We start from the raw sequence: 24947 nt of genomic DNA, 5'->3' as shown, positions 1-24947 counted from the left end.
TGCGCTGCAGCCCGTCCCGGGCGACCACGATCCTGCAGGCCATCCTCGTCCTGCATCATGTCGAGAACCCGATCTATCGAGGTTGAAAAACGCTCATTGTTTGAACGGTGTGCTCGTCGCTGGGCAAGACCGGCGAAACGACCCGGCCGGCCGTGATGGCTCCTCGGCGATCGCCGCTGACGCTGCCCCGTGAATTCCAACGTGTGGCATCGGCCGGCCGTCGCACGCCATCACCATCACGTTCCCCGGCTGGCCGCGGACGCGGAGACGATTCCCCGGTCGGGGAGGCGGGACGCGGATTTCGGCTATCTGTGTTCCGTAGACGTGACACCCGCAACGGGTGTCGTCACACCCACTACGGGTGTCGTGTTCTCCGAGCACACATCGCCCTGCACGTCGGCCCTCCGCCGACCGGGACGCTGGGACGCTGGGACGCTGGGACGCTGGGACGCCGGGACGCCGGGACGCCGGGACGCCGGGACGCCGGGACGTACCGTTGGTGCGCTGTGGGCGCCCGCCCGGCGGGCCGGACGGGGCTGAGCGATTCGGCACGCACGCGGGGCCCTGCGTGGTCGCTCACGAGCGTCACAGCGGTGCTCGGGGCACACCGTAGTTGCGCTGTGCGCGCCTGCCTGCCTGCCCGCCCGGCGGGCAGGCAGGCGGGCGGGCGGGCGATTCGGCCAGCAGGGATGTCAGCGCTGTCTCGGAGCGTTTGAGGCAGCGCCCAGGACCAGCCAGGACCCGCCCGGACGGCGCTGGACGGCGGTGGCTCTGCCGAAAGGCCGGTAAGCCCGGCTCAACTCCTGCCGAACTGGCCGTTGTAACCCTGAGAGGGAGTGGTCATGCGCTGGTTGAACGACGTCTCGGTCACCGCGAAGACCTTCGCGTCGGTCCTGGCCGCCGCACTCGCCGCCGTCGCGGTCGGCCTGGTCGGGTTGCAGAAGGTGTCGGCGACCGCGGACGCGGCCGAATACCTCTACAGCCAGAATCTGGTCCCGGTGGCGCAGCTCGGCGACGTGCAGGCGGCGGTGAACCGGTCCTGGCAGGCCACCCTCGACTACGCGATAAGCGGCGACGCCGCCGCCAAGGAGACGGACCGGCAGAGCATCAGCGAGGCGGACGACGCGGTGGACGCCGTGTTCGCCGAGTACACGGCCACCGACATGACCGGGCGGGAACAGGCGGTCGCCGAGTTCACCGCCGCCTGGTCCGGCCTCAAGCAGCTGCGCGACCAGACGCTGCTGCCACTGGCCGCGGACTACGACACCGCCGGATTCGAGAAGGCCCGGAACGCGCAGGGCCGTCCCGCGCTGATCGCCACCACGAGCGCCCTCGGCGAGCTGGTCGCGATCGAGAAGCGGGTCGCCACCGAGAAGCGGACACTCACCGCCGAGGAGTCGGACACCGCCCGCAACCTGATGATCACGATCCTGGTGGTGGGGCTGGCGCTGGCGCTGGCCCTGGCGTACGTCGTCGTGCGTGGCATCCGGTCGACGCTGACCGAGGTGGGCCGGGTGACCCGCGCGCTGGCGGCCGGCGACCTGACCACCACCGCCCGGGTCGACGGGCGCGACGAGCTGGGCAGGATGGCCGGGGAGCTGAACGCCGGCATCGGCGCCGTGCGCCGCAGTGTGGGGGAGATGTCGCAGGCCGCGGCCACCCTGACGGCGGCGGCGACCGAACTGTCGTCGGTGAGCGGGCGGCTGCGCTCCGGCGCCGGCGAGGCGTCGGACCGGGCGGTGACGGCGAGCGCGGCCACCGAGGAGACCAACGCCGGGGTGCAGGCCATCGCGGCGGGCGCCGAGGAGATCAGCGCCTCGATCGCGGAGATCGCCTCCAACGCGGCGCAGGCCGCCGGGGTGGCCCGGCAGGCGATCACGGTGGCCGAGACGACCAGTGGGCAGGTGGCTCAGCTGGGCCAGGCCAGTGCGGAGATCGGCGACGTGGTCCGGCTGATCACCAGCATCGCCGAGCAGACCAACCTGCTCGCCCTGAACGCGACCATCGAGGCGGCCCGCGCCGGGGAGCTGGGCAAGGGCTTCGCCGTGGTGGCCGGCGAGGTCAAGGAGCTGGCCCAGCAGACCGCCAAGGCGACCGAGGAGATCACCGAACGGATCGGCGCGATCCAGAGCTCCAGCGGGGCCGCCGCACACGCCATCGGGGAGATCACGGAGGTGATCGACCGGATCGGCGACTACACCACCACGATCGCCTCCGCCGTCGAGGAGCAGACCGCCACCACCGCGGAGATGAGCCGCACCGTGGCCGAGGCCGCGACCAGCAGCGGCGAGGTCTCCCGGACGGTCTCCGAGGTGGCCGAGGTGGCTCAGGCGACCGCGGACGGAGCCGAGGCCACCCGCCACGCGGCGGACGACCTGTCCCGTCTCGCCGAGAAGCTCACCGGGCTGGTCAGTGCTTTCCGCATCTGACTCCGTCTCCACCGTACAGCCGGGGCGGGGGCTTGCGGCAAGGGCCGGGTCATGCAGCAGAATCGCCCGGGTCGTCGTGTTCACCGAACGGGGAGAGGACGGTGTGCGGTGACCCGCTACATCGTGAGCCTGCCGGAGCTGGACCGGTCGGCGGTCGCGCTCGCCGGTGGCAAGGGCGCGCACCTGGGTGAGCTGTCCCGGATCGACGGTCTCCGCGTGCCGTCCGGATTCGTCGTCACGACCGGGGCGTTCGACCTGATCGCGGCCGGGATCCGGGACCGGCTGGACCGGCTGGCGACGGTCGGGCCGGACGACCGGGAGACGATCCGGGCTCTCAGCGCCGAGCTGCGCCAGGCCGTCGAGTCGGTCCCCTGGCCGAAGGAGATCACCCTGCCGTCCGGCGGAAGCGCCGGCTACGCGGTGCGGTCCAGCGCGACCGGCGAGGACTCGGCGGCCGCCTCCTTCGCCGGGCAGCACGACACCTACCTCAACGTGCCGGCCGCGGCGGTCGCGGATCACGTACGCCGCTGCTGGGCGTCCCTGTTCGCCGAGCGGGCCGTCACCTACCGGCTGCGCAACGGCATCGACCACCGTACGGTGCGGATGGCCGTCGTCGTCCAGGAGATGATCTTCCCGCGGGCCGCCGGGATCATGTTCACCGCCGACCCGGTCACCGGCGACCGTCGAGTCGTCTCCGTCGACGCCGGCTTCGGCCTCGGTGAGGCGCTGGTCTCCGGCCTGGTCGACCCCGACGTCTACCGGGTGCGCGACGGCGCCGTGACGTCCCGGACCATCGGCGCGAAGCGGCTCGCCGTGGACGCCGTGCCGGCGGGCGGCACCGAGCACCGGGAGATCGAGCCGGATCTGCGGGAGCGGGCGGTCCTCACCGACGGCGAGATCGTGCGTCTCGCCGCCCTCGGGCGCCGGATCGAAGCCCACTTCGGCAGTCCGCAGGACATCGAGTGGTGCCTGGACGGCGACGGCTTCGCGATCGTGCAGAGCCGCCCGATCACCACCCTGTTCCCGGTCCCCGAGGCCGGCGACGACCACAACCACGTGTACGTCTCCGTCGGCCACCAGCAGATGATGACCGAGGCGATCAGGCCGCTCGGCCTGTCGGTGTGGAAACTGACCTCCCCGGGCGAGATGGTCGACGCGGGCGGGCGACTGTTCGTCGACGTCACCGGCCGGCTGGCGTCACCGGCGGTCGGCGCCGCCATGGCACAGGCCCTGGAGCGGTCGGATCCGCTGATGGGCGGCGCGCTGCGTGCCGTCCTCGACCGGGAGGGTTTCCTTCCGCCGCCGCCCGCCGAGACCCCGCGCACCCCCGGACTCGACCGGACCGAACCGATCGAGACGGACCCGGCCGTGGTCGCCGACCTGATCCGGCTGCGGCGCGACGAGCTGGCGGTGCTCGAACGTGACATCGCGGGCAGGTCCGGCCCGGATCTGGCCGATTTCGTCATCGACGACGTCAAGGGCATCCGGCGCACCCTCTTCGAGCCCCGCAACATGCAGGCGATCATGGCGGGGATGAACGCCACCTGGTGGCTCGACGAGAACCTGGAGAACTGGCTGGGCGAGAAGGGTGCCGCCGACACGCTCACCCTGGCCGCTCCGGGCAACGTCACCTCGGAGATGGGGATGGCGCTGCTGGACGTCGCGGACGCGCTCCGCCCGTACCCCCAGGTCGTCGATCTTCTGGGGGAGGCCCGGGACGACGGCTTCCTGGACCGGCTCGCGGGGGTGACCGGCGGGCCGGAGGCGCGGGCCGCGATCGAGAAGTTCCTCGGTGAGTACGGCATGCGCTGCGTCGGCGAGATCGACATCACCCGGCAGCGGTGGAGCGAACATCCGCTCGCGATCGTGCCGATGATCCTCAGCAACATCCGCAACAGCGAGCCGGGCGCCCACGCCCGCCGCGTCGAGCAGGGCCGGCGGGCGGCCGCCGAGAAGGAGCGGGAGGTGCTCGCGCGGCTGCGGGAGCTGCCGGACGGCGAGGCGAAGGCCACCGAGACGAAACGGATGATCGACCAGGTCCGCACCTTCATCGGCTACCGCGAATACCCGAAGTATCACCTGGTCAGCCGCTACCTCGTCTACAAACGGGCGCTGCTGGGCGAGGCACGCCGCCTGGTCGGTGAGGGTGTTCTCGGCGAGGCCGGCGACATCTTCTACCTCACCCTCGAGGAGCTTCGCGACATCGTACGCACGAAGCACGCCGACGCCCGGCTGATCCGTGACCGGAAGGAGGCGTTCCGGTCCTACCAGGCGCTGACCCCGCCCCGGGTCCTTACCTCCGACGGCGAGATCGTCACCGGCGCCTACCACCGCGACGACCTGCCGTCCGGCGCCCTGCCGGGTCTGCCGGTCTCCGCCGGAACCGTGGAGGGCCGGGCCCGGGTCGTGCACGACATCGCCGACGCCGACCTGGCGCCCGGCGACATCCTGGTGACCGCCTACACCGACCCGAGCTGGACGCCCGCCTTCGTCACGGTGAGCGGCCTGGTCACCGAGGTCGGCGGGCAGATGACGCACGGCGCGGTGATCGCCCGCGAGTACGGCCTCCCGGCTGTCGTCGGTGTCGAGAACGCCACCACCCTGATCGAGGACGGACAGCACATCCGGGTGCACGGCACCGGCGGCTACGTCGAGATGCTGTGACCCACCGCCGCCGACACCCGATCCGGCTCTCGACGGTTCACGCGGTGGGACGGAACCGCAAGCGCAACGCCGACGGAGCCCTGGTGAACAGTCCCTGTTCGGTCACGGTACCGTCGAGTTCGATGTCCTCCATGGCGTCGAGCAGGTCGTTCGCGGCGACCTCGACCTCGGCTCTGGCGAGCATCGCGCCGACGCAGAAGTGGCGGCCGAGCGCGAATCCGGTGTGATTCGCGGCCGCCGTGTAGGCCTTGGCGAAATCGAGGTCGGCGCGGGTGATGTCGAACCGGCCGGGATCGGCGTACCGGCGCGGGTCGCGGTTGGCGGCCGCGATCAGGCACACCACGGTCGCGCCTTTCGGCACGGTGCCGCCGGACATTTCGACGTCCTCGGACGGCTGCCGCATGATCATCTGCACCGGCGGGGAGTGCCGCAGCGTCTCGGCGAGCGCGTTGCCGATCAGCGAGCGGTCGGCGCGGACCCTGGCCATCTGTTCCGGTTCGCGGATCAGGTTGAGCATCATGTTGGCGAGGGCCTTGTCGGTGGTCTCGCCGCCGGCGACCAGCAGCAGGCTGACGAACGCTTTCACCTCGAGGTCGGACATCCGCTCGCCGTCGATCTCCGTGGTGGCGAGCAGCGACAGCAGGTCGTCGCGGGGCGCGGCGCGCCGCTCGGCGATCCGCGGCAGCAGGTATTCCGCCAGCTCGTCGCGGGTTCGCAGGCCGTTCTCGGTGACCAGCGGGTCCTGGGTGAGGTTCGCCAGGAACGCCATGATCGACGTGTACCAGCGGTGGAACAGCACGTGGTCGGACTTCGGCAGGCCGAGCATGTCGACGATCACGTTGATCGGGTAGCGGGTGGTGAACGCGCCGACCAGGTCCACCTCGCCGTCGTGCCGGAACGTGTCCAGCAGTTCCCGGCTGTTGCGGCGCATCACCGGGACGAACTTCGCGGTCAGCTCGCTGCCCTTGAAGGCCGGGGTGACCAGGCGCCGGTGGATCGAGTGCTCCCGCCCGTCCATCTGCAGGATCGTGCGGCCGTGCACCGGCTCCAGCTGCCAGCTGTAGTTGTCGCTGGTGAACACCGGATCCTTGAACGCCCGCTCGACGTCGCGGTAGCGGCTGATCACGTACGCGTTCATGCCCTCGTGGAAGCTGAGCGGCTCGGTCTCGCGCAGCGCCTCCCAGACTCCGGCCGGATCGGTCAGGCATTCGGGGGACAGGATGTCGGTGACGGCCATCGGAGCCCTTTCGCCGGTGCGAATCTCGCCTAACTTTTCGTAGTGCATGCATCGAAGGGAGTCAACCCGGCCCGGGGTGGGCGGCGGCACGCCGGTGGAAGATCCGGCCCGCCCCGGCAGTACCCCGCTAGGGTGCGTATACCGTGGTCGCGATAGCGTGCTCCAGCGATCTCCGTCGATACGAAAGTCGTGAAGAAAAGGTGCCTGCCATTTCCGACGCCGCCCCGGCCACCGCAGACACGGCAGCGGACGGCGCGGGCCCGCCGGCGCCGCGCGGACGGCTCGCCCGGCTCGGCGTGGCGGCCCGGCACGCCGCCCCCGCAATCTACCTGTACGTGCTGCTGCGCACGGTCAGTCTTCAGGTGATGCACGTCCTCGCGTCGCACGCCGCCGTCCGGGACCCGGACCGGCAGGTCTACCCGGACGGGACGATCGGCAACCAGTGGCGCGGCTTCACGTCGATCATGGATGCGCTCGTCTCCTGGGACGGCCGCTGGTACGCGAAGATCGCCGGCGGTGGACTCGGCGGCCCGGTCGGCGCGGTCGACCCCGACGGCGTGCCGTACGAGATGCGCCTCGTCTTCTTCCCGCTCTACCCGTGGGTGGCCCGCCCGCTCACCTTCCTGCCGGGCGTCTCGGCGGCCACCGCCCTGCTGATCGTCTCCTTAGTCTCCGCGATCGCCGCCGCCTGGGGCCTGTACGCCATCGGCCGCCACGTCCGCGACCACAAGACCGGGATCATGCTGGCCGCGCTCTGGGCGGTGGTTCCCGCGGCCATGACACAGAACGGCGCCTACACCGAATCGCTGTTCACCGCGCTCGCCGCCTGGGCGCTCTACGCCGTCCTCAAGGAACGCTGGCTGATCGCCGGGACGCTGGCCTGCGCCGCCGGGCTGAGCCGTCCCACCGCGGCCGTCCTGATCGGCGTCGTCGGCCTGGCCGCGCTGGTCGCCGCCTTCTCCCGGCGGGGCGGCTGGCGACCGTACGCCGCGATGGTCCTCGCCCCGGCCGGCCTGCTCGCCTACCTGGCCTTCGCCGCCTCCCGGCTGGGCGGCTACGAACGCTACTTCAGCATTCACGAGAACACGTTCGGCGCCCGCTGGGACTGGTTCGAGAACACCTGGAACATGTCGACCGACATCCTGATCGGCGTCGACGACGACAACTCGGCCAAGCCGATCCGGGTGCTGTCGCTGCTGTTCCTGGCCGGGTTCGTGCTGCTGCTGGCCCTGCTGGTGAGCCGGGCGCCGTGGCAGCTGACGCTCTTCGCGGCCGTCATGCTGATCATGGCGACCGGCTCACGCACCCACATGTCGATGGTGGGCCGGCACCTGCTGCCCGCGTTTCCGGTGCTGCTCGTCCCGGCGTACCTGCTGGCCCGCCTCCGCACCCGTGACGCCACCGTCGTGCTCGGCGCCCTGGCGCTGCTGTCCGGCTGGTACGGCGGCTGGCTCCCGTTCATCTCCGGGCAGGCGATCTAGGTTCCGGCGCGCGGATCACCGGCCGACGAAGTCGGGTGTGCGTTTCTCCGCGAAAGCGGCCACCGCGGTGTGGAAGTCGGCGCTCTCCAGCAGCGCCGACTGGCCGGTCAGCTCGCGCGCCAGGCTGTCCTCGAGGTCGCCGAGCGTCGCCGCGTTCACCGCGCGTTTGGCCTCGGTGAGGGCGAGCGGCGCGGCCCGCGACAACCGGGTGGTCAGCTCGTCGAGGGCCGGGCCGAGCTGTTCGGGCTCGACGACCCGGTGGACCAGGCCCCACTGGGCGGCGGTGGCGGCGGGCAGCCGGTCACCGAGCAGGGCCAGGCTCATCGCGCGGGCGCGGCCGACGTTCGCCGGGACCAGCAGGGTCGCGCCGCCGTCCGGCATCAGGCCCACGTTGACGAACGCCAGCTGGAAGAACGCCGACGTCGAGGCCAGCACCAGGTCGCAGGCCAGCGCGATCGAGCAGCCCACCCCGGCGGCCGGGCCGTGCACCGCTGCGACCACCGGCCGTGGCACGTCGCGCAGGCTGCGGATCACCCGGTTCGCGGCCTCGATCGTGCCGGCCGGGGAGGAGAAGTCGCCGGCGGTCAGATCGGCGCCCGAGCTGAAGGCGCGGCCCGCGCCGGAGAGCACCAGCACGCGTACGTCCGGATCGTCACCGGCCTCGGTGACCAGATCGGCCAGATCGTGCAGGACGGCCTCGGTGACGGCGTTGAGCACGTGCGGCCGGTTCAGGGTGATCCGCAGGACCGGACCGTCCCGGTGACAGTCGATGAAGGTGTCCATCACGCCACCGCCGTACGGGTGCGGAGCCGGTTCTCGATGATGTCGACGGCCTCGCCGACGATCCGGTCGAGCAACTCGGCGCAGGTGGGGACGTCGTCGATCAGCCCCTGGGCCATGCCCACCGACCAGATCCCGGCGTCCAGGTCGCCGTCCTCGAAGACCCGGCGGCCCCGCGCCCCCGCCACCAGTTGCGCGACGTCCGGGAACGTGCCGCCGCCGCGGAGGATCTCGACGACCTCGCGGCTCACCGCGTTGCCCGCCACCCGGGCGGTGTTGCGCAGCTGCCGGAAGATCAGCTCGGTGCCGCGCTCGTCACCGGCGACGATCGCCTGCTTGACGGTCTCGTGGATCGGCGACTCGGCGGTGCACATGAACCGGGTGCCCATGTTGATCCCGTCGGCGCCCAGCGCCAGCGCCGCCACCAGGCCGCGGCCGTCGGCGAACCCGCCGGACGCCAGCACCGGGATGCTCAGCCGGGCCGTCGCCGCCGGGATCAGCACCAGGCCGGGGATGTCGTCCTCGCCCGGATGCCCGGCGCACTCGAAACCGTCGATGCTGACCGCGTCCACGCCGACCTTCTCGGCCTTCAGCGCGTGCCGGACGCTGGTGCACTTGTGGATGATCCGCACCCCGTGGTCGCGGAACATCCCCATGTGCGGCTCCGGGTTGGAGCCGGCCGTCTCCACGATCGTCACCCCGGAGTCGATGATCGCCCGGCGGTACTCGTCGTACGGCGGCGGGGTGATCGTCGGCAGGATCGTCAGGTTCACCCCGAACGGCTGGTCGGTGAGTCCGCGGCAGCGCTCGATCTCGGCGGCCAGGTCCTTCGGGGTGGGCTGGGTCAGTGCGGTGATCATGCCGAGCCCGCCGGCCGACGAGACCGCCGCCGCCAGCTCGGCCCGGCCCACCCACTGCATGCCGCCCTGCACGATCGGGTGGCGTACGCCGAACGCCTCGGTGAACCGTGTGGTCAGCGGCCCGGTCATCGCGGGGCCATCCGGATCGCGCCGTCCAGCCGGATCGTCTCGCCGTTCAGCATCGGGTTGCGCACGATGCTCACCGCCAGGTCGGCGAACTCGGCCGGTCTGCCGAGCCGGGCCGGGTGCGGCACCTGCGCGCCCAGCGAGGCGCGGGCCTCGTCCGGCAGGCCGGCCAGCATCGGCGTCTCGAACAGGCCGGGCGCGATGGTGACCACCCGGATCAGCGACGTCGCCAGCTCCCGGGCGATCGGCAGGGTCATGGCCGCGACGCCGCCCTTCGAGGCCGAGTACGCCGCCTGGCCGATCTGCCCGTCGAACGCCGCCACCGACGCGGTGTTGACGATGACGCCGCGCTCGCCGTCGGCCGGCTCGGCGCGGGCGATGCGCTCGGCGGCCAGCCGGATCACGTTGAAGGTGCCGATCAGGTTGACCTCGACGGTGCGGCGGAACGTGTCGAGCGGGAACGGGCCGTTCTTGCCGACGACCCGGGCCGCTGTGCCGATGCCGGCGCAGTTCACCACCACCCGCAGGTCGCCCAGCTCGGCGGCGGTGTCGAGGGCGGCCGTCACCGACTCCTCGCTGGTGACGTCGCCGGGGCTGAACCGGGCGGAGTCGCCGAGGCGCGCGGCGACGTCCTTGCCGTCGGAGGAGGGCAGATCGACGATCACCACCCGGGCGCCCTCGGCGGCGAGGGCCTGCACGGTGGCTAGGCCGAGACCGGATGCGCCGCCGGTGACGAGGGCGACGTCGTGCTGGGACAGTCTCACGGAGACTCCTTTGGCGGTCCGACTGGACCGTCAGAGTCTCACCCCATCATACAGAAACAGTCAAGGCTGTCTGTTTGTGCGGTTCACGTCAGCAGCGCGTGCCGGGCGATCTCCTTCCAGTGCTCCAGCAGCGGCTCGGTCGCCGGATCCCGGGCGTCGAAGGCGTAACTCAGCGCCGTGCCCCGCATGCTCGTGAACAGCACCGGCCGGATCGGCAGGTAGAGTGGCCGGCCCACCAGATCCGGCCCGAACAGGTGATCCATCCGCGCCCAGATGGCCCGGCCCAGGCCGCGCTCCGCCGGACGGATCGCCTCCGCCAGCGCCGGCTCGGTCCGCGACGCCACCCACAGCTCGGTCGCCGCCCAGAAACTCGGCTCCTGGAACGTCGCCCACAGACAGTCCACCACCACGGCGATCCGCTCGCCCGGGCCGGTCGCCTCGGCGATCCGCTCGGTCAGCGGCCCCGGCAGCGGCTCGGTCAGCTGCGCCGCGAAGATGTGGTGCGCCGCTGCGACCAGCAGCTCCTCCTTCGACGGGAACTGGTGCAGCATCCGGCCCCGCGACATCCCGGCCTCGGCCTGGATCGAGATGGTGCTGGTCCGCGCGTAACCGTCACGCAGCAGGCAGGTCACGGCCGCGTCGAGGATCCGGGACCGCGACTCGCGGGTCCGGTCCGCCCGGGGGCGGCCTCGTGCCGGTGTCGTCGTCATCCGCCGACAATAGCGGTCAGCACTGACCGTCGTTGCGGGTGTCCGGGCGCGACCCTCCCCGGCGATGATGAGGGCATGCCCAACTCCGACGCCGTGCAGGCGCTGACCCGCTGGCAGGACAGCGGCGGGACGTGGCGCATCCTCGCGCAGACCGACACCCACGTCACCGTCGCCCTGCTGACGTGCACCGAGGAGGAGGTGGACCGCGTCATCTGGCCCCGCGACCCCGACCTCAGCGCCCTTCTCGCGGCCGGTCCGGCCTGAGCCCGGCACCGGGTGGCGACCCGACGGAAACGCCGCCCAGGGCGGCCGCCACCGCCGCCTCCTTCGGGTGATCTGAGGAGAAAGCCGTCATCGATCACCGGCAGTGTCCTCATCACTACTAACATCAACCGGGTGCATATCGACGGGGATAAGTCGATCGAGGGCGCCGGGGGAACCGTCCCGTGACCGATCAGGCGCTGAGAGTCCCGGCTCACGAGAAGCACGCGGCGCCACGGTCGTGGCGAGGGCTCGCGGTCGTCCTGGGCAGCCAGGCCTGCGCCCTGTCCGCCAACCGGATGCTGCTGATCGCCATCCCGTGGCTGCTGCTCACCAGCACCGGCGACCCGGCCACCGCCGGGCTGGTCACCCTCTGCCAGGCGCTGCCCTACGTCGTCGTGCAGGTCGTCGTCGGCCCGCTGATCGACCGCCTCGGACCACGCCGGATCAGTGTCGCCGGTGACGCGATGAGCGCGGTCGCCATGATCCTGCTCGCCGCGGCGCCCGGGCCGCCCCTGCTCATGGTGATGGCCTGCATGGCGTGCGTGGGCGCCGCCGACGGGCCGGCCGTCGCCGCCAAACACACCCTGCTGCCCGGGGCGACCGCGAGCGCGGGCCAGCCCATCGAGCGCGGCACCGGCATGGCGACCGTCATCGAACGCGCCGCCACCAGCGCCGGGCCGCTCGCCTCCGGGGTGCTCGTGGCCGCGTTCGGCGCCCGTACCCTCTGGGTCGTCGCCGTGCTCTTCGCCGCCGCCGCGCTGATCGGCGTGATCGGGCGGCCCACCGGCGCCCACGCCGGATCCACCGGTGCCGGCGGCTACGTGCGGGAGCTGCGCGACGGCGCGGGCTTCCTGCACCGGGACCGCTCGCTGCGGGCCATCGTGATCATGTACGCGGTCACGAACTTCCTCGACCAGGCGTTCCTGACGGTGCTGCTGCCGGTCTGGGCGCACGGGCACGGCCACGGTGTCGCGTTCGTCGGCCTGATCAGCGGCGTCTTCGGGGCCTGCGCCGTGTTCACGGCCGCGATCGCCGCCTGGGTCGGCGCCCGGTTCCCCCGCCGGACCGTCTTCCTCGTGGCGATCATCGTGGCCGGGGTGAGCCGCTACGTGGTGCTGGCCGCCGACGCGTCACCCACGGTGGTGCTCCTGGTCTTCGCGGCGGCCGGGCTCGGCAGTGGCACGGCGTGCCCGATCGTCGAGGCGGTCGAGGCCGAGCGCATCCCCGACCATCTGCGCGGCCGGGTCCGTACCCTGATCGTCGCCTGGGCGTGGGCCGGGATCCCGTTCGGCGGGCTGGCCGGCGCCGCCATGCTGGCCCTCGGCCTCGGCCCGGCCCTGTGGGTGTGCGCCGGCTTCTACCTGGCCGCCGTCGTCCACCCCGGCGTGCGCGTCACCTGGCGTACGCCGTGCGGCACCGCCCGTCCGCGGCGGTGACCGGCCACGCCCGCGGTCCGGCGGTGGACGAGCCCGCCGGCGCCTACCCGCGTCCGCTGTCCGGCCGAACCACCCGGCCCTGGCGGCCGGCCGGGAAGCTCGCGGCATCTCATTGATCCGCTGCTCCACGGTGTTCTACAAGAAGGCATTGATCACGCCGGAAAAGGAATTGCGCGCGGCGAACGTGGGTGACTATCGTCGTCGTCAGCACGCCGCACCAGAAATGATCCGCACCAGACATGATCCGCACCAGACATGATCCGCACCAGACATGAGGAGCCTCCGATGCGCCGCTGGCAAACCGAAACGGCCACGCAGCAGACGCTGCCGGTCACGGTTGCCCGCGAAGCCTTCGAAGAGCAGGCGATTCGCATCGAGCCCCAGTCCGGGAGGCGCACGTAGCGCCCGCGGAAGCGCACAGCGCCGAAGCCGCCTCCCAGACCGGGGAAGGCGGCTTCATTGCTTTCCGGCACAGATCGACATAGGGGTGTGGCGCAATTCGGTAGCGCAGCGGCCTCCAAATCCGAAGGTTGCAGGTTCGAATCCTGTCACCCCTGCTGTCTCCCGCCCGAAAACGGCGAGAGAATTGACAACTCAACAGCGGAACGGCATTTTGGCCCATCAAGCTCAGACGGCGGAGCGCCCGGTTGAAGCCCGGGAGGCGCGCGGTTCGACTCCGCGGGTGGGCACGCGACACAAGGACCAGCAGAGCGGCCAGGAGCGCTCGCCGGACTCTCACTGGAGGAGATCGCGGGTTCGAATCCGGTCTGGTCCACGACATCGCCGGCCCCGGCCGGCTCATTCCGAGATGGTGCAACTGGCAGCACGCCCGGCTCTGGACCGGGAGGTTCGAGGTTCGAATCCTCGTCTCGGAGCGCAGTGTTTCATGCCGATGTAGCTCACCCGGTAGAGCGGCCGCCTCGTAAGCGGCAGGTAGGCGGTTCGAGTCCGCCCTTCGGCTCTGGTCCATGCCCACGCTGGTGTAGCTCAGACGGTCAGAGCATCGAGCTGATAACTCGGGGGCCGGCGGTTCGAGTCCGCCCATCAGCACACGTGGAGCCGTCGACTAAGCGGTCAGGTCACCGTCCTTTCAAGTCGGAAGGTGCGGGTTCGAAGCCCGTCGGCTCCACTTCGCTCACCCCGGCGAGCGGCGCGGCAGTGTCCCGATAACCGCGTCCCGGACGGACGGCGCGATGATCCACCCCGGCTGGTCGTGAGCGCTGCCTCACGTCCGTTGAGATAGCCCCTGCAGCCGGCCGCGAAACCCTTCGGCTGGCCGTGGTTGCTGACCCTGCCGGCCGAATCGCTCGCCCCGCCTGCCTGCACGCCCGCCGGCCGGGCGGGGCGCGCAGCGCACCGACGGCGCGCCCTGTCGCCCTGTCGCCCTGTCGCCCTGTCGCCCTGTCGCCCTGTCGCCCTGTCGCCCTGGCGTCCGGTGGGCGGAGGACCGGCGTGCAGGGCGATGTGTGCTCGGAGAACGCGACACCCGTGGTGGCCGTGAGGACACCCGTTGCGGGTGTCATGTCTGCGGAACACAGATTGCCGTGATCCGTGTCCCGACTCCTCGGTGGGGGTGGGGCCGCCGTCAGCTCCGTTGGTGGTGGGCGGCGGCCAGGATGAGGTAGCAGCTCGCTGTCCAGGTGTAGGCGCGGTCGCGCAGGCCGGCGCCGGTCTCGGCGTCGAAGTTCTCGGCGAAACCGGACTTCTCGCAGAGTGCCCGGAATCGTGCGCTGATGGTGTCGGCGAGTTCGGTGTGCCCGGCGCGGCGTAGCCCGTCCTCGATGAGCACCGTGGACGGGGCCCAGATGGGGCCACGCCAGTATCCGTCGGCGGCGTATTCCGGGGAGCCGGGCGGTTCGGTGGCCAGGCCGTGGTCGGTCAGGTGGCCCGCGATACGGGTGGCGAGCTCGGCGCTCACCTCGGTGGGCAGGTCGTCACCGAGGACGATCGGCATGAGATCGAGCAGGCTGCTGCTTGCACGCGTGGTTCCGGAGACGACGGCCCGCGAGACGAACCTCGACTGCCGCCACAGGTCGCGCAGCAGCGTCTCGCGGATGCCATCGGCGGTCTCCCGCCACCGGTGGACGTCGTCGGGCCGGCCGAGTGCGTCGGCGAGGGCCGCGAGTTCGCGTAGCTGCAGGATGAGGAAGGCGCTCAGGTCACCGGTCTCGATGACGCGGGCGCCGTCGAAGGTGGTGGCGTTGTCCCAGCCGCTGTCGTTGCCGTGGTGATAGTGCGGCAGGTCGTGGCCCGGCACCCGGCGCTGGTCCAGCCAGAACCCGGTCCAGGCGGCCAGGCAGGTGTAGGCGTCGGCCAGCTGTTCCCGGCTGAGCGGGGTTCGAGCGCGAAGCCGGTGCAGGGCCCAGCCGTGGATCGGTGGTTTGACGAAGTTGTACAGCACCTCGGAATGGGTGATCGAGTCGGGCAGCGCCCCGGTCGGGTCCTGGTGGTCGAAGGGCAGCCGGAACTGGTCCCAGGCCAGGCCGGGATCGCCGGCGGCGAGAGCCAGGGCGTTGAAGCAGTGGTCCCAGCTCCAGACCTTGTCCATCCAGTGCTTGGACATCAGCACGCCGGGCCGGGCCAGGAATCCGGCCGGGTCGACGGTCGCCGACCACAGCACGTACGCGGCGAGTTCGGCGGCGGGTGTCGCCGTGCCGCGCCACGGCGCCACCGCGTCGGCGAAGGTGCCGAACCGCCGGCCGGCCGCGATGACGATGTCGTCGAACGACGCTGCCGCGGGCACCGTGAACGGCGGCCGGCCGGTCCGGTACTCCTCGATGGCGATCTCCCAGGCGGCGCCGGCGGGCAGGGTGAGATGGCGGTCCCCGGCGCCGAGCAGTTCCAGCCCGGCGATGCCGGCGATCGTGCCCTGCAGCACGGTGATCCGGTAACGGCGCCCTGTCTCGTAGGACGTCAGCACGTAACCACCGGCCACCGGGTCCTGGTAGAGGTAGCTTCCGCTGAACGGCGTCAGTGCGGGGGCGGCGACGGCGATGCGCAGGCCGAGTCCCGTACCTCGGACGCGGATCGTGTCGGCGCTCTGGTAGGCCAGTTCTATCCCGGGCGCGCCCCCGGTGCGGCGGGCCTGCCAGGTCAGCCGGGACGGGGTCGCGACAACGGTGGTGTCGGCCCGGGTGTCGCCGTGCAGTGGCACGAAACGCAGGACGGGATGCATGCCGGTCTGGTGGGAGACCAGGTGCAGGTCGTCGGAGGTGGTCTTCTCGGCGATGACCGGGGAGACGTTCAACCACGATCCGCGGTACGAGAACGGGATGTCCTGGATGGCGAAGGTGAGGCCTTGCACGGCGCCTGCTTTCGTCGGTACGGGCTGCCGGTCGGTCCTTGCCCGCGCCGGCGGTGACCCGGCCACGACAATGGGGCAGCACGCGACAGGATGACGGGACCGGGAGAAGCGTACCGGGACCGGTTCGAATCCGGTCCGGGAAGCGAACGTCGGGCGCCGGGCCCGCCGGGAGCACGCGCCTGTCACCAGCCGTTGTGCCGTTCCGCTGTCGTGCCCGCCGTCCGGAGCTCGGCGGGCAGACGCCACCGGGCGCCGGCGGCCCGGTACCACTGGTGGCAGAACACCACGATCAGGACCAGGTCGGCGAGATCCCCGCCGTAGTACATCAGCTCCGCACCGGCACGGGCCTCGTCCATCGGTACGCCCGGAGGCGGGTGCCCGTACAGGTGTTTGGCGAGGACAGCGTGCGCGGCGAGGAAACCGATCAGCGCTGCCGCCCGGACCGGGTGGCCCGGCCGGTGCGGGGCCGGATCGACGCCGATCACGGCGGCGGTGAAGAGGTAGCCCGACGCCAGGACATGGAAGTGGACGGCCGGATGCGAGCCGATCGCGTGGTGGAGGCCGGTCGTGTAGAGCAGCCACAGCCCACCGGCGTTGAGGGCCGCGGCCGGCACCGGGTGCGTGACCATACGGACCGGACGGCTGTTCAGGAACCGCGTCAGCCGGCGGGCGGCGCCCACCGGCAGCGCCCGCAGGACCATGGTCACCGGCGCGGCGAGCACCAGCAGCAGCGGGGCGATCATGCCGAGCAGCAGATGACCGGTCATGTGCGCGGTGAAGTCGTGGTGGGCGGCGCCGGCGAGCGGTCCGGTCACGGCGGCCGCGGCGGTGGCGAGCCCAGCGGCCAGACAGGCGATCCGGGGGGCCGTCATGCGGCGCGGCGGGCGCGGACCAACAGCACGACGCCGGCGGCGATCAGCAGGACGGCGGCGATGTTCCAGGCCCAGTCGTAGGGCGTGACGTTCACCCCGTACCGGATCTGATGCAGTTGGAGGATCTTGTGCTGGATCGTGCCGTCGTAGAGCTGGAACCCGCCCGCACCGGTCAGCAGACCGCCCCACCAGCGGGCCGGATCTACGGCGGCGCGGCGCCGCAGATCAGCGAAGAGGAACAGCGACGCGACCGTGGCGAACCAGCTGAACGCGTGGAACAACCCGTCCGACACCAGGCCGGCCGCCGGTGTCGAACGGTCGTAGAAATGGTGCCAGTGCAGCAGTTGGTGGAAGACCACCTCGTCGACGAAGGCGGCCACACCGAGGCCGAGCAGCGCCCCGGAGAGCACGTTACGGTCCGCGAGAGACATGCGAGAGCTCCTACCGTCAGGGGGAGAGTCCCGCATGCCCTGCCGCCACGGTGATAAACGGCAGAGCCTGTCCGGCCGAACTCCGGAAGGGGAACACCGATGCGCCTGCACCCTGGAGAACCCGAGGCCACCGGCTGGACGGTGGCGACCGTCGCCGACACCGTCCAGCGGTTGCGCGACGCGTCACCGGGCGTCACCGGACGTCCACGGCTGATCGCGATCGACGGCCGGGGCGGCGCCGGCAAGACGACTCTCGCCGAGTGGTTCCGGGCGTCCGTGCCCGGTTCCGCCGTGGTGCACACCGACGACGTCGCCTGGAATCACGCCTGTTTCGACTGGGGCGGCCTGCTCACCGAACACGTTCTGCGGCCGCTGCACCGGGGCGCGGCGGTCGACTTCCGTCCCGCCGCGTGGGCCGGGCACGGCCGCCCCGGATCGATCACCGTCCCGGCGGGCGCGAGCGTCGTCTGGTTGGAGGGAACCGGCGTCATCCGCGCCGAACTGGCCCCGTGGCTGGACGCGTCGGTGTGGGTGCAGGGCGACCTCGACGAGCAGGAACGCCTGCTCACCGCCCGCGACGGTGACTCCCCGCGGCAGCGGCAGCACGTGGTGAGCTGGCTGCGCGAGGAGCTGCCCTTCCTGCTGCGGGAACAGCCGTGGGCGCGGGCCACCCTGATCGTCGCCGGCCCGCCAGCGGAGAACGGGCTCATCGTCGCTGAGCCGGTGCCGGCGCGGCCTCCGGCACCGGGCGAAGACACCACATCGCCGTGACCAGCCCGGCGGCGGCCGCGGCGCCGAGCAGCAGGCGGTAGTCGGCGACCGCCAGCAGGGCCGCGCCGGTCGCCTGGCCGATCGCCGCCGGCGCGAACGACAGCAGCGTGACCGTGCCGGAGACGCGGCCGAGGAACGGCGCGGGAATGTCGCGCTGCAGGACGGTCGCGCCGGTGATGAGCACCCACGGCACGGCGACGCCGGCGAGCATGGCCGTCAGTTGAGTCATAGTGACTCAGGTTAGGAACCGGCGTGTCCGCCTACAACCGTATGGTTGTCAATTTTTAGTTGACAACCATACGGTTCCGCGCTGGTCGCCGCTACCAGGTCCACTTCTGGAGGGCGGCGCCCGTGCAGCTGGCGATGGAGATCTGGGCGTTGTTGGCCGACGAGGCGGCGGCCAGGCACAGGTTCGTGTTGCCGAGCGGGCGGACCGTGCCGTCGGAGCCGAGGCGCCACTTCTGGGCGTTCGTGTTGTTGCAGGTGTAGATCCAGATCCGCTGGCCGGCCACGAAGTTGCTGGACGGCACGTCCAGGCAGCTGCCGAGCACCCGCAACGTCGAGTCGCTGAGGGTGGTCAGGGCCTGTGCCTTGCTGTTGTTGCAGGTGTACGCCTGCACGTAGGTGCGGGCCGCGATCGCCGAGCCGGGCACGTCCAGGCAGCGGCCGGTGTTGTTGCGGAGCGGGCTCATCAGCGGTCTGGGGCCCTTCGCCACCTGCACCATCCTGGCGACCGAGGGGACCCCGTCGGCGTCGACCACGAAGAGCATGTAGTAGCCGGGCGGGGCGGCGCCGCCGGTCGGCGGGCCGGTGACGGTCAGCGTCGTACCGGAGGTGGTGAATTTCAGCGGCACGTAGCGCTGGCCCTGGTCGACACCGTGGGTGACGTCGCCGAGTCCGACCAGGGCGACTTTGCGGATGCCGGCCGCCTGCGGTGTGGTGACGGTGAAGACGCCGTTGACGCTGACGCTCGCGGGCGCCGTGCTGATCACCGGCCGGTCGGCGAGGTCGCCGCTGCCGTCCTTCTCGAACAGGTACGGCGGGGAGAAGTACTCGACGTTCTTCTCCAGGTAGCCGACCCGCAGGCAGACGCCGCAGATCCCGCCACCCCCGGTCAGCACCCGGCCGTCGGGCAGCAGCGCCGCCGTCGAGTGGTATTGGCGGACCCGGCTCGCGCCGGCCAGCACGGTCCACCGGCCGGTCGCCGGATCCCAGCGTTCGGCCGTGGTGACGGCGTTGTCCAGGTCGACCAGGCCGTTGACGGCGGCGCTGGTCATCCCGCCGGTCGCCAGCACCGATCCGTCGGCCAGGACGGTGGCGTTGAGCTGCCGGCGCCCCTGCGACATCGACCCGGTGGTGGTGACCGTCGGATTGGTGGCTCTGTTGGCGTTGAGGACGGCCGCCGTGCGGGTGGGAACCTTCGCCACCCCGTTCTCGGTGATGTTGCCACCGCCGACGACGAGAGAAAGGCCGATATCGTACGGGGAGAAGCTTCCGTAATCGCGATTTATCGCGTCCCGGGTGACGGTTCCGGTGATCACTCCGTTGCCGGACGTGCTGATCGTGTAGCCGGTGGTTCCGGGCCCGAAGAACCCGAGTTGCGTGTCCGGCCGCGACCCCATGAACGGATATATCCGGGCGCTGTACTTGGTGAAGTTGGTCAGTTTCCGAATGGCGCCGTCGGCCTGATAGACCTCGGCCGTCGCCGGCCCGCCGCCGATGATGACCTCCTCGCCGTTCGCCGTCTCCGCCACCGACGGATACCAGCGCGCGGCCGCCATGTCGGCGCCCCGGGTCCACGTCTCGGTCTGCCAGTTGAACACGTAGGTGCGCACCGTCCCGGCGAGCTGCGCGTTGGCGTTTCCGCCCGCGACCAGGATGTTCCCGTTGGGCAGGTGCGCGAACCCGGCGCAGAAGATGTTGCTGCCCTGCAGATCGACGCGTTTGACCGTGTTGTCGGCCGGGTTGAGCACCATGGCCCGGGTGAAGGTGTGATCCGGGTACGACTCGGTGGGGTTGTCGCCGACCGAGTCCCAGATCAGCACCTTGCCGTTGGGCAGCACCGCGGTGAAGACCGGCACCACCGGCGTGCCCACGACCGGGCTCCACTCTCCGGCGGCGCCGGGGTCGGCGACGGCGGCCCGGGTCTGGGCGGTGCCGGGGCGGCGGCCGGTCTCGCGGTGGATGCGGTCGGCGTTCGCCCTGGTCTGTTGCTCGATGACGTGCATCGGGGTGCCGACCAGGTCCTCTTCCCGGTGCTGCTGGTCGTCCTCGGCGTGCACGTGCGACTGGCGGTCGTGCGCTACGGCGGTGGAATCGAGACCGGTCAGAAATGTTGCCGCCAAAAGACAACAAACGGTCACGGCGCGACGCGGTTTCATGAGAACTGTCCTTTCGGCAGGTCCTCTCGGCGGCGCGCCGGGATTCATTTTCGGTCTGTCGGAACGGCCTTCCCCCGTGATCTTTTTCGCGCCGTCCAGTTCGGCAACCCTAACCCCGGACTTAGGCGACCTTCAATATTTACTAGCGTCTTTCCTTCAGTCCGATCATGGACGCCGTGCCCTGATCCGCGATGACCGGGGGCCGATGCGCAGGAGCTGGGACGACGGCCTGGACCACCTGTCGTGACGGGTACGGATCCGTGATCCGGCCGCGTCCCTCCGCCCGTGCCTTCCTGGCCGCCGGCTCAGAGACGCGCCAGAGCGGAGGCCGGGTCCTCCATGGCGTCGGCCACCGAACGCAGGAAACCGGCGGCGGCGCCCCCGTCGCACACCCGGTGATCAAAGACGAAGGACAACTGCGCGATCTTTCGTACGGCCAGAGCGCCCGACACCACCCAAGGGCGATCGATGACCCGGCCCAGCCCGAGCATCGCCACCTGTGGATGGTTGATGATCGCGGCGCTGCCGTCGACCCGGAAGGCCCCGTAGTTGTTCAGCGTGAACGTGCCCGCCGTCAGCTCCGCCGGGGTCGACTCGCCGCGGCGGGCCCGGGCCGTCACGTCCCGGATCGCCGTGTCCAGCCCGGTGGCCGTCATCGTGTGCGCGCCCATCACGGCCGGGACCACCAGGCCACGGCCGGTCTGCACGGCCAGGCCCAGGTTGACCTCGGAGAGCTCGACGATCTCCTGGCGTTCGGTGTCGAGGCGGGCGTTGAAGACCGGGTACTCGCGCAGTCCCGCCACCACGAACCGCGCCACATAGGCGGTCAGACCCGGTGACCCGGTGCCGCCCCGGGTGCGTTCGCGCAGCTCCCACAGTGCAGTCGCGTCGACGTCCACCCACACGGTCGCCTCGGGGATCTCGGCGCGGCTGCGGGTGAGGACCGCCGACACGGCCTTGCGGAAGCCGCTCAGCGGAACCCGCCGCTCACCGCCGGAGACCGGGCTCGGCGCCGTCGTGGAGGCGACCGGAGTGGCCACGGTGGCCGCCGCCTCCACGTCCCGGCGGGTGATCACCCCGCCGGGGCCGGTGCCGTGCAGCACGGACAGGTCGACGCCACGATCCCGCGCGAGACGCCGGACCAGCGGCGACATCACCAACGGCGCGACGGCCGGCCGGGCCACCGGTCCGGCGGCGGGGGAGCGGCCGTCCCGTGCGGCGTCCGGTGCCGGTCCGGTGGTCCGGGGGTGGCCGTCCCGTGCGGCGTCCGGCGCCGGTGTGCGCGGATCCGGCACCGGGGCGGGTCCGTGGTGGCGGGGGCGGCGGCGCCGGCCGGACGCCGTGCCGGGCGAGGTTCCGTAACCGATCAGGACGTTGCCGGAACCGGCCCGCTCCTCCGCACGGTAGGTGTCGGCCGCGTCCGGGACGGTCACCGTGATCAGGGGAGATCCCACGTCGAGGGTGGCGCCCTCGGCCGCGTGCCGGGTGGTGACCCGCCCGGCGTGCGGCGACGGCACCTCGATCACCGCCTTGGCGGTCTCCACCTCGGCGACCGGCTGATCGACCGTGATCACGTCACCCTCGGCGACCAGCCAGCGCACGATCTCCGCCTCGGTGAGGCCTTCGCCGAGGTCGGGCAGCAGGAACGTCCGGGCGCCACTCATGCCGTCACCTCCGCTTCGCTCCGGCGCCGCCACGAGTTCCGACCTGAGCCGACCGATTCGCTCGCAAGCCCGCTCATGCGAACTCCCACTGGAGGTCGTCGACGGTGTCGAGGATGCGGTCGACCGACGGCAGCTGGACATGCTCCAGTTTGGGCGGGGGATAGGGGATGTCGAAGCCGGTGACCCGCCGGATCGGCGCGTGCAGCGAGTGGAAGCAGCGCTCGGTCACCCGGGCCACCACCTCGGACGACACGCTGGCGAACCCGGCGGCCTCCGCCACCACCACCGCCCGGCCGGTGGACCGGACCGCGGCGCACACCGTCTCGTCGTCGAACGGCACGATCGAGCGCAGGTCGACGACCTGCAGGCTGCGGCCCTCCTGCGCGGCCGCCTCGGCCGCTTCCAGGGCGACCGGTACGGCCGGACCGTACGCGATCAGGGTGGCGTCGGTGCCGGGACGGCGCACCACGGCCCGGCCGATCGGCGGCACCGGGAGGGTGAGGTCCGCCTCGGCGCGGGAGAAGTACAGCTTCTTCGGCTCCAGGAAGATCACCGGGTCGGGGGACTCGATGGCCCGGCGCAGCAGTCCGTAGGCGTCCGCCGGATCGGCCGGCGCCACCACGTGCAACCCCGGAGTGTGCGCGTAGTAGGCCTCCGACGAGTCACAGTGGTGCTCCACCCCGCCGATGCCGCCCGCGTACGGCACCCGGACCACGATCGGCACCCCGGCCCGGCCGCGGGTGCGGTTGCGCATCTTGGCGGCGTGGCTGACGAGCTGCTCGAACGCGGGGTAGGCGAACGCGTCGAACTGCATCTCGACGACCGGCCGCATCCCGTTCATGGCCATCCCGATCGCCATGCCGAGGATGCCCGACTCGGCGAGCGGGGTGTCGAAGCAGCGCCGCTCACCGAACTCGGCGGTCAGCCCGTCGGTGATCCGGAAGACGCCGCCGAGCGGGCCTACGTCCTCGCCGAAGACGAGAACCGTGTCGTCGGCGCGCATGGCGTCACGCAGCGCCTGGTTGAGCGCGTTCGCCATGGTGATCTTCTCGGGCCGCGGCGAGGGTGCCGGCGAGGGCGTCGGCGAAGGTACCTGCGAGGGCGCCGTCGCGGCCATCAGCGGGCCTCCTCACGGGACAGCTCGTCGGCGACGAGAGCCTGCTGTTCGCGCAGCTGCGGGGTGGGCTCGGCGTAGACGTGCGCGAACAGGTCCCGGTAGTCGGCGACGGTGTCCTCGCCGAGCCCGGCACGCATACGGGCGGCCAGTTCCTCCGCTTCGGCGGCGTACCCCGCGATCTTCTCGTCGTCGAGGAGCGCGCGGCCCCGCAGATAGGGCTCCAGCCGGGTGATCGGGTCGCGGGCCAGCCACGGCGTGACCTCGTCGGCGGAACGGTAGCGGCCCGGATCGTCGGCGTTGGTGTGCGGCTGCACCCGGTAGGTGTGCGCCTCCACCAGTTGCGGCCCCTCACCGGCGCGGGCCCGGGTCACGGCCGCGCCCAGCACGGTGAGCAGCGCGGCCACGTCGTTGCCGTCGACGCGGGCGCCGGGCACCCCGTACCCGATGCCCTTGTGCGCGAGCGACGGCGCCGCGGTCTGCCGGGCCAGCGGCACGGAGATCGCGTACTCGTTGTTCTGGACGAAGAACACCACCGGGGTACGGAAGACCGCGGCGAAGTTGAGCGCCTCGTGGAAGTCGCCCTCGCTGGTGGCGCCGTCGCCGCAGACCGCCATCGCGACGGTCGGCTCACCGCGCAGCCGGGCCGCGTGCGCCACCCCGACCGCGTGCAGCAGATGCGTCGCGAGCGGGGTGGCCTGCGGGGCGACGCGGGTGGCGTGCGGGTCGTAGCCGCAGTGCCAGTCGCCGCGCAGCAGGGTGAGCGCCCGCACCGGGTCGACGCCGCGGGCCACGATGGCCGCCGAGTCGCGGTAGGTGGGGAACAGCCAGTCGCCCGGGTCGAGGACCTGCACGCAGGCGACCTGGCAGGCCTCCTGCCCGTGCGAGGAGGGGTAGACCGCGAGGCGCCCCTGCCGGACCAGGGCGTTCGCCTGGTCGTTGAAGCGCCGTGCGGTGATGAGCGCGGCGTACGCGCGTACCAGTGCCTGCGGGTCGGGCATGTCGTGGCCGACGGGAACGGGGTCGCCGTCCGGGTCGATGAGCGTCACCGGCTCGGTGGACGGCAGCAGGAGAGCTGCGTCACGTGTCATGAACGGATTCTGTGCAGGCTGCCAATCGAACACCATAGGTGGAGCGAACGCGAGATATTGTTTCGCCCGGAGCGGCCGGCCAGGGCCGAAGGTCCAAAAGCGAAAGGCCGTCAGGCCTTCCGGTGAGACAGGTGGCCACATGCTCGACGACACCGACCGGCGGATCCTCGCCGAGCTCGCCAAGGACGGGCGCATGTCGATGCGGACGCTCGCCGAGACGCTGCACATCTCCCGCGCCAACGCCTACGCCCGGGTGGCCCGCCTGCGGCAGGACGGGGTGATCCGCGGCTTCCACGCCGACGTCGACCCGGCCGCGGCCGGGCTCACCACGGCCGCCTACGTGACCCTCAACCTGCGGCAGGCCAACTGGCGGGAGATCCTCGCCCGGCTGCGGGCGCTGCCCGGGGTGGTCCACATCGGGCTGGTCGGCGGCGACTTCGACGTGATCCTGCTGGTCCGGGTCGCCGACAACAGTGAGCTGCGCCATCTGGTGCTCGACGAGATCCAGGGCATGCCCGGCGTGGTCAGTACCCGTACGCTGCTGCTCTTCGAGGAGACCACCCCGTGA

The 24947-nt window shown here is 71.6% G+C and carries 21 protein-coding genes and 6 tRNA genes; 14 read left to right on the top strand and 13 right to left on the bottom strand.

Annotation, left to right across the window (positions count from 1 at the left end; genetic code table 11):
• Positions 1-842 precede the first annotated feature (842 nt).
• Entirely contained in the window at positions 843-2429 is a 1587-nt protein-coding gene (locus AB0I88_RS33190) for a methyl-accepting chemotaxis protein (RefSeq protein ID WP_361033813.1), read from the top strand.
• A 108-nt stretch (positions 2430-2537) separates the two neighbouring features.
• Entirely contained in the window at positions 2538-5093 is a 2556-nt protein-coding gene (rph, locus tag AB0I88_RS33185) for a rifamycin-inactivating phosphotransferase (protein ID WP_361033810.1), read from the top strand.
• Positions 5094-5130: 37 nt separating this feature from the next.
• Here the strand turns inward: rph and AB0I88_RS33180 are convergent, their stop codons facing one another.
• Positions 5131-6330: a cytochrome P450 gene (locus tag AB0I88_RS33180; protein ID WP_361033807.1), complete on the bottom strand. Its 1200-nt coding sequence runs from the start codon at positions 6328-6330 to the stop codon at positions 5131-5133.
• 200 nt (positions 6331-6530) lie between these two features.
• On the opposite strand from AB0I88_RS33180, the gene AB0I88_RS33175 reads away from it, so the two are divergent.
• Positions 6531-7811, top strand: coding sequence for a glycosyltransferase family 39 protein (locus tag AB0I88_RS33175; RefSeq protein ID WP_361033804.1), 1281 nt, complete (start codon positions 6531-6533; stop codon positions 7809-7811).
• 15 nt (positions 7812-7826) lie between these two features.
• On the opposite strand, the gene AB0I88_RS33170 is transcribed toward AB0I88_RS33175, so the two are convergent.
• The 4 genes from AB0I88_RS33170 to AB0I88_RS33155 all read right to left on the bottom strand — a co-directional run bounded on the left by AB0I88_RS33170 (position 7827) and on the right by AB0I88_RS33155 (position 11051).
• On the bottom strand, positions 7827-8594 hold the full coding sequence (locus AB0I88_RS33170) for an enoyl-CoA hydratase (protein WP_361033801.1): 768 nt from the start codon (positions 8592-8594) through the stop codon (positions 7827-7829).
• Entirely contained in the window at positions 8594-9580 is a 987-nt protein-coding gene (locus AB0I88_RS33165) for a nitronate monooxygenase (protein WP_361033797.1), read from the bottom strand. The genes AB0I88_RS33170 and AB0I88_RS33165 overlap by 1 nt, the downstream gene beginning before the upstream one ends.
• The gene (locus AB0I88_RS33160; protein WP_361033794.1) at positions 9577-10341 is read right to left on the bottom strand and encodes a 3-hydroxyacyl-CoA dehydrogenase; all 765 of its coding nucleotides are present in this window, start codon (positions 10339-10341) and stop codon (positions 9577-9579) included. The genes AB0I88_RS33165 and AB0I88_RS33160 overlap by 4 nt, the downstream gene beginning before the upstream one ends.
• An 83-nt stretch (positions 10342-10424) precedes the next feature.
• A complete protein-coding gene (locus tag AB0I88_RS33155; RefSeq protein ID WP_361033791.1) occupies positions 10425-11051 on the bottom strand; it encodes a TetR/AcrR family transcriptional regulator in 627 nt (208 codons plus the stop codon).
• Between the two features lie 75 nt (positions 11052-11126).
• On the opposite strand from AB0I88_RS33155, the gene AB0I88_RS33150 reads away from it, so the two are divergent.
• The 9 genes from AB0I88_RS33150 (at position 11127) to AB0I88_RS33110 (ending at position 13880) form a co-directional block, all read left to right on the top strand.
• Positions 11127-11315 (top strand): hypothetical protein, encoded by a 189-nt coding sequence (locus AB0I88_RS33150; RefSeq protein ID WP_361033788.1) that lies wholly within the window; start codon positions 11127-11129, stop codon positions 11313-11315.
• A gap of 182 nt (positions 11316-11497) precedes the next feature.
• A complete protein-coding gene (locus AB0I88_RS33145) occupies positions 11498-12751 on the top strand; it encodes an MFS transporter (RefSeq protein WP_361033785.1) in 1254 nt (417 codons plus the stop codon).
• Positions 12752-12881: 130 nt separating this feature from the next.
• Complete coding sequence (locus AB0I88_RS33140) at positions 12882-13010, top strand: hypothetical protein (RefSeq protein ID WP_361033782.1); 129 nt, start codon at positions 12882-12884, stop codon at positions 13008-13010.
• A 224-nt stretch (positions 13011-13234) separates the two neighbouring features.
• A tRNA-Trp gene (locus tag AB0I88_RS33135) sits at positions 13235-13308 on the top strand.
• 59 nt (positions 13309-13367) lie between these two features.
• Positions 13368-13440, top strand: a tRNA-Phe gene (locus AB0I88_RS33130).
• A gap of 113 nt (positions 13441-13553) precedes the next feature.
• Positions 13554-13626: transfer RNA gene (locus AB0I88_RS33125), tRNA-Gln, on the top strand.
• A gap of 13 nt (positions 13627-13639) precedes the next feature.
• Positions 13640-13712 (top strand) — tRNA-Thr (locus AB0I88_RS33120).
• A 15-nt stretch (positions 13713-13727) separates the two neighbouring features.
• Positions 13728-13801: transfer RNA gene (locus AB0I88_RS33115), tRNA-Ile, on the top strand.
• A 5-nt stretch (positions 13802-13806) separates the two neighbouring features.
• Positions 13807-13880 (top strand) — tRNA-Glu (locus AB0I88_RS33110).
• A 456-nt stretch (positions 13881-14336) separates the two neighbouring features.
• Here AB0I88_RS33110 and AB0I88_RS33105 read toward each other — a convergent pair.
• The 3 genes from AB0I88_RS33105 to AB0I88_RS33095 form a co-directional block, all read right to left on the bottom strand.
• On the bottom strand, positions 14337-16055 hold the full coding sequence (locus AB0I88_RS33105) for a trehalase family glycosidase (protein WP_361033779.1): 1719 nt from the start codon (positions 16053-16055) through the stop codon (positions 14337-14339).
• A gap of 182 nt (positions 16056-16237) precedes the next feature.
• Complete coding sequence (locus AB0I88_RS33100) at positions 16238-16927, bottom strand: cytochrome c oxidase assembly protein (RefSeq protein WP_361033776.1); 690 nt, start codon at positions 16925-16927, stop codon at positions 16238-16240.
• Positions 16924-17358, bottom strand: a complete 435-nt coding sequence (locus AB0I88_RS33095) for a DUF2243 domain-containing protein (RefSeq protein ID WP_361033773.1) — start codon at positions 17356-17358, stop codon at positions 16924-16926. Before AB0I88_RS33095 ends, AB0I88_RS33100 begins: the two co-directional genes overlap by 4 nt.
• 99 nt (positions 17359-17457) lie before the next feature.
• Between AB0I88_RS33095 and AB0I88_RS33090 the strand changes: the two genes are divergently transcribed.
• The gene (locus AB0I88_RS33090) at positions 17458-18129 is read left to right on the top strand and encodes a hypothetical protein (protein WP_361033770.1); all 672 of its coding nucleotides are present in this window, start codon (positions 17458-17460) and stop codon (positions 18127-18129) included.
• Here the strand turns inward: AB0I88_RS33090 and AB0I88_RS33085 are convergent.
• From AB0I88_RS33085 to AB0I88_RS33065, 5 genes are all read right to left on the bottom strand, one after another.
• Complete coding sequence (locus AB0I88_RS33085; RefSeq protein WP_361033767.1) at positions 18065-18358, bottom strand: hypothetical protein; 294 nt, start codon at positions 18356-18358, stop codon at positions 18065-18067. The genes AB0I88_RS33090 and AB0I88_RS33085 overlap by 65 nt on opposite strands.
• A gap of 91 nt (positions 18359-18449) precedes the next feature.
• The gene (locus AB0I88_RS33080; RefSeq protein WP_361033764.1) at positions 18450-20510 is read right to left on the bottom strand and encodes a galactose oxidase-like domain-containing protein; all 2061 of its coding nucleotides are present in this window, start codon (positions 20508-20510) and stop codon (positions 18450-18452) included.
• 305 nt (positions 20511-20815) lie between these two features.
• Positions 20816-22174, bottom strand: a complete 1359-nt coding sequence (locus tag AB0I88_RS33075; protein ID WP_361033761.1) for a dihydrolipoamide acetyltransferase family protein — start codon at positions 22172-22174, stop codon at positions 20816-20818.
• A 73-nt stretch (positions 22175-22247) separates the two neighbouring features.
• Positions 22248-23213: an alpha-ketoacid dehydrogenase subunit beta gene (locus AB0I88_RS33070; RefSeq protein WP_361033758.1), complete on the bottom strand. Its 966-nt coding sequence runs from the start codon at positions 23211-23213 to the stop codon at positions 22248-22250.
• 77 nt (positions 23214-23290) lie between these two features.
• On the bottom strand, positions 23291-24379 hold the full coding sequence (locus tag AB0I88_RS33065) for a thiamine pyrophosphate-dependent dehydrogenase E1 component subunit alpha (protein ID WP_361033755.1): 1089 nt from the start codon (positions 24377-24379) through the stop codon (positions 23291-23293).
• Positions 24380-24518: 139 nt separating this feature from the next.
• Between AB0I88_RS33065 and AB0I88_RS33060 the strand changes: the two genes are divergently transcribed.
• The gene (locus tag AB0I88_RS33060) at positions 24519-24947 is read left to right on the top strand and encodes an Lrp/AsnC family transcriptional regulator (RefSeq protein ID WP_361033752.1); all 429 of its coding nucleotides are present in this window, start codon (positions 24519-24521) and stop codon (positions 24945-24947) included.

The sequence above is a fragment of the Actinoplanes sp. NPDC049802 genome (genome assembly GCF_040656595.1).
Classification (GTDB): domain Bacteria; phylum Actinomycetota; class Actinomycetes; order Mycobacteriales; family Micromonosporaceae; genus Actinoplanes.
Note: the sequence above shows the minus strand (reverse complement) of the source record. Positions and strands in the feature narration are given on the sequence as shown.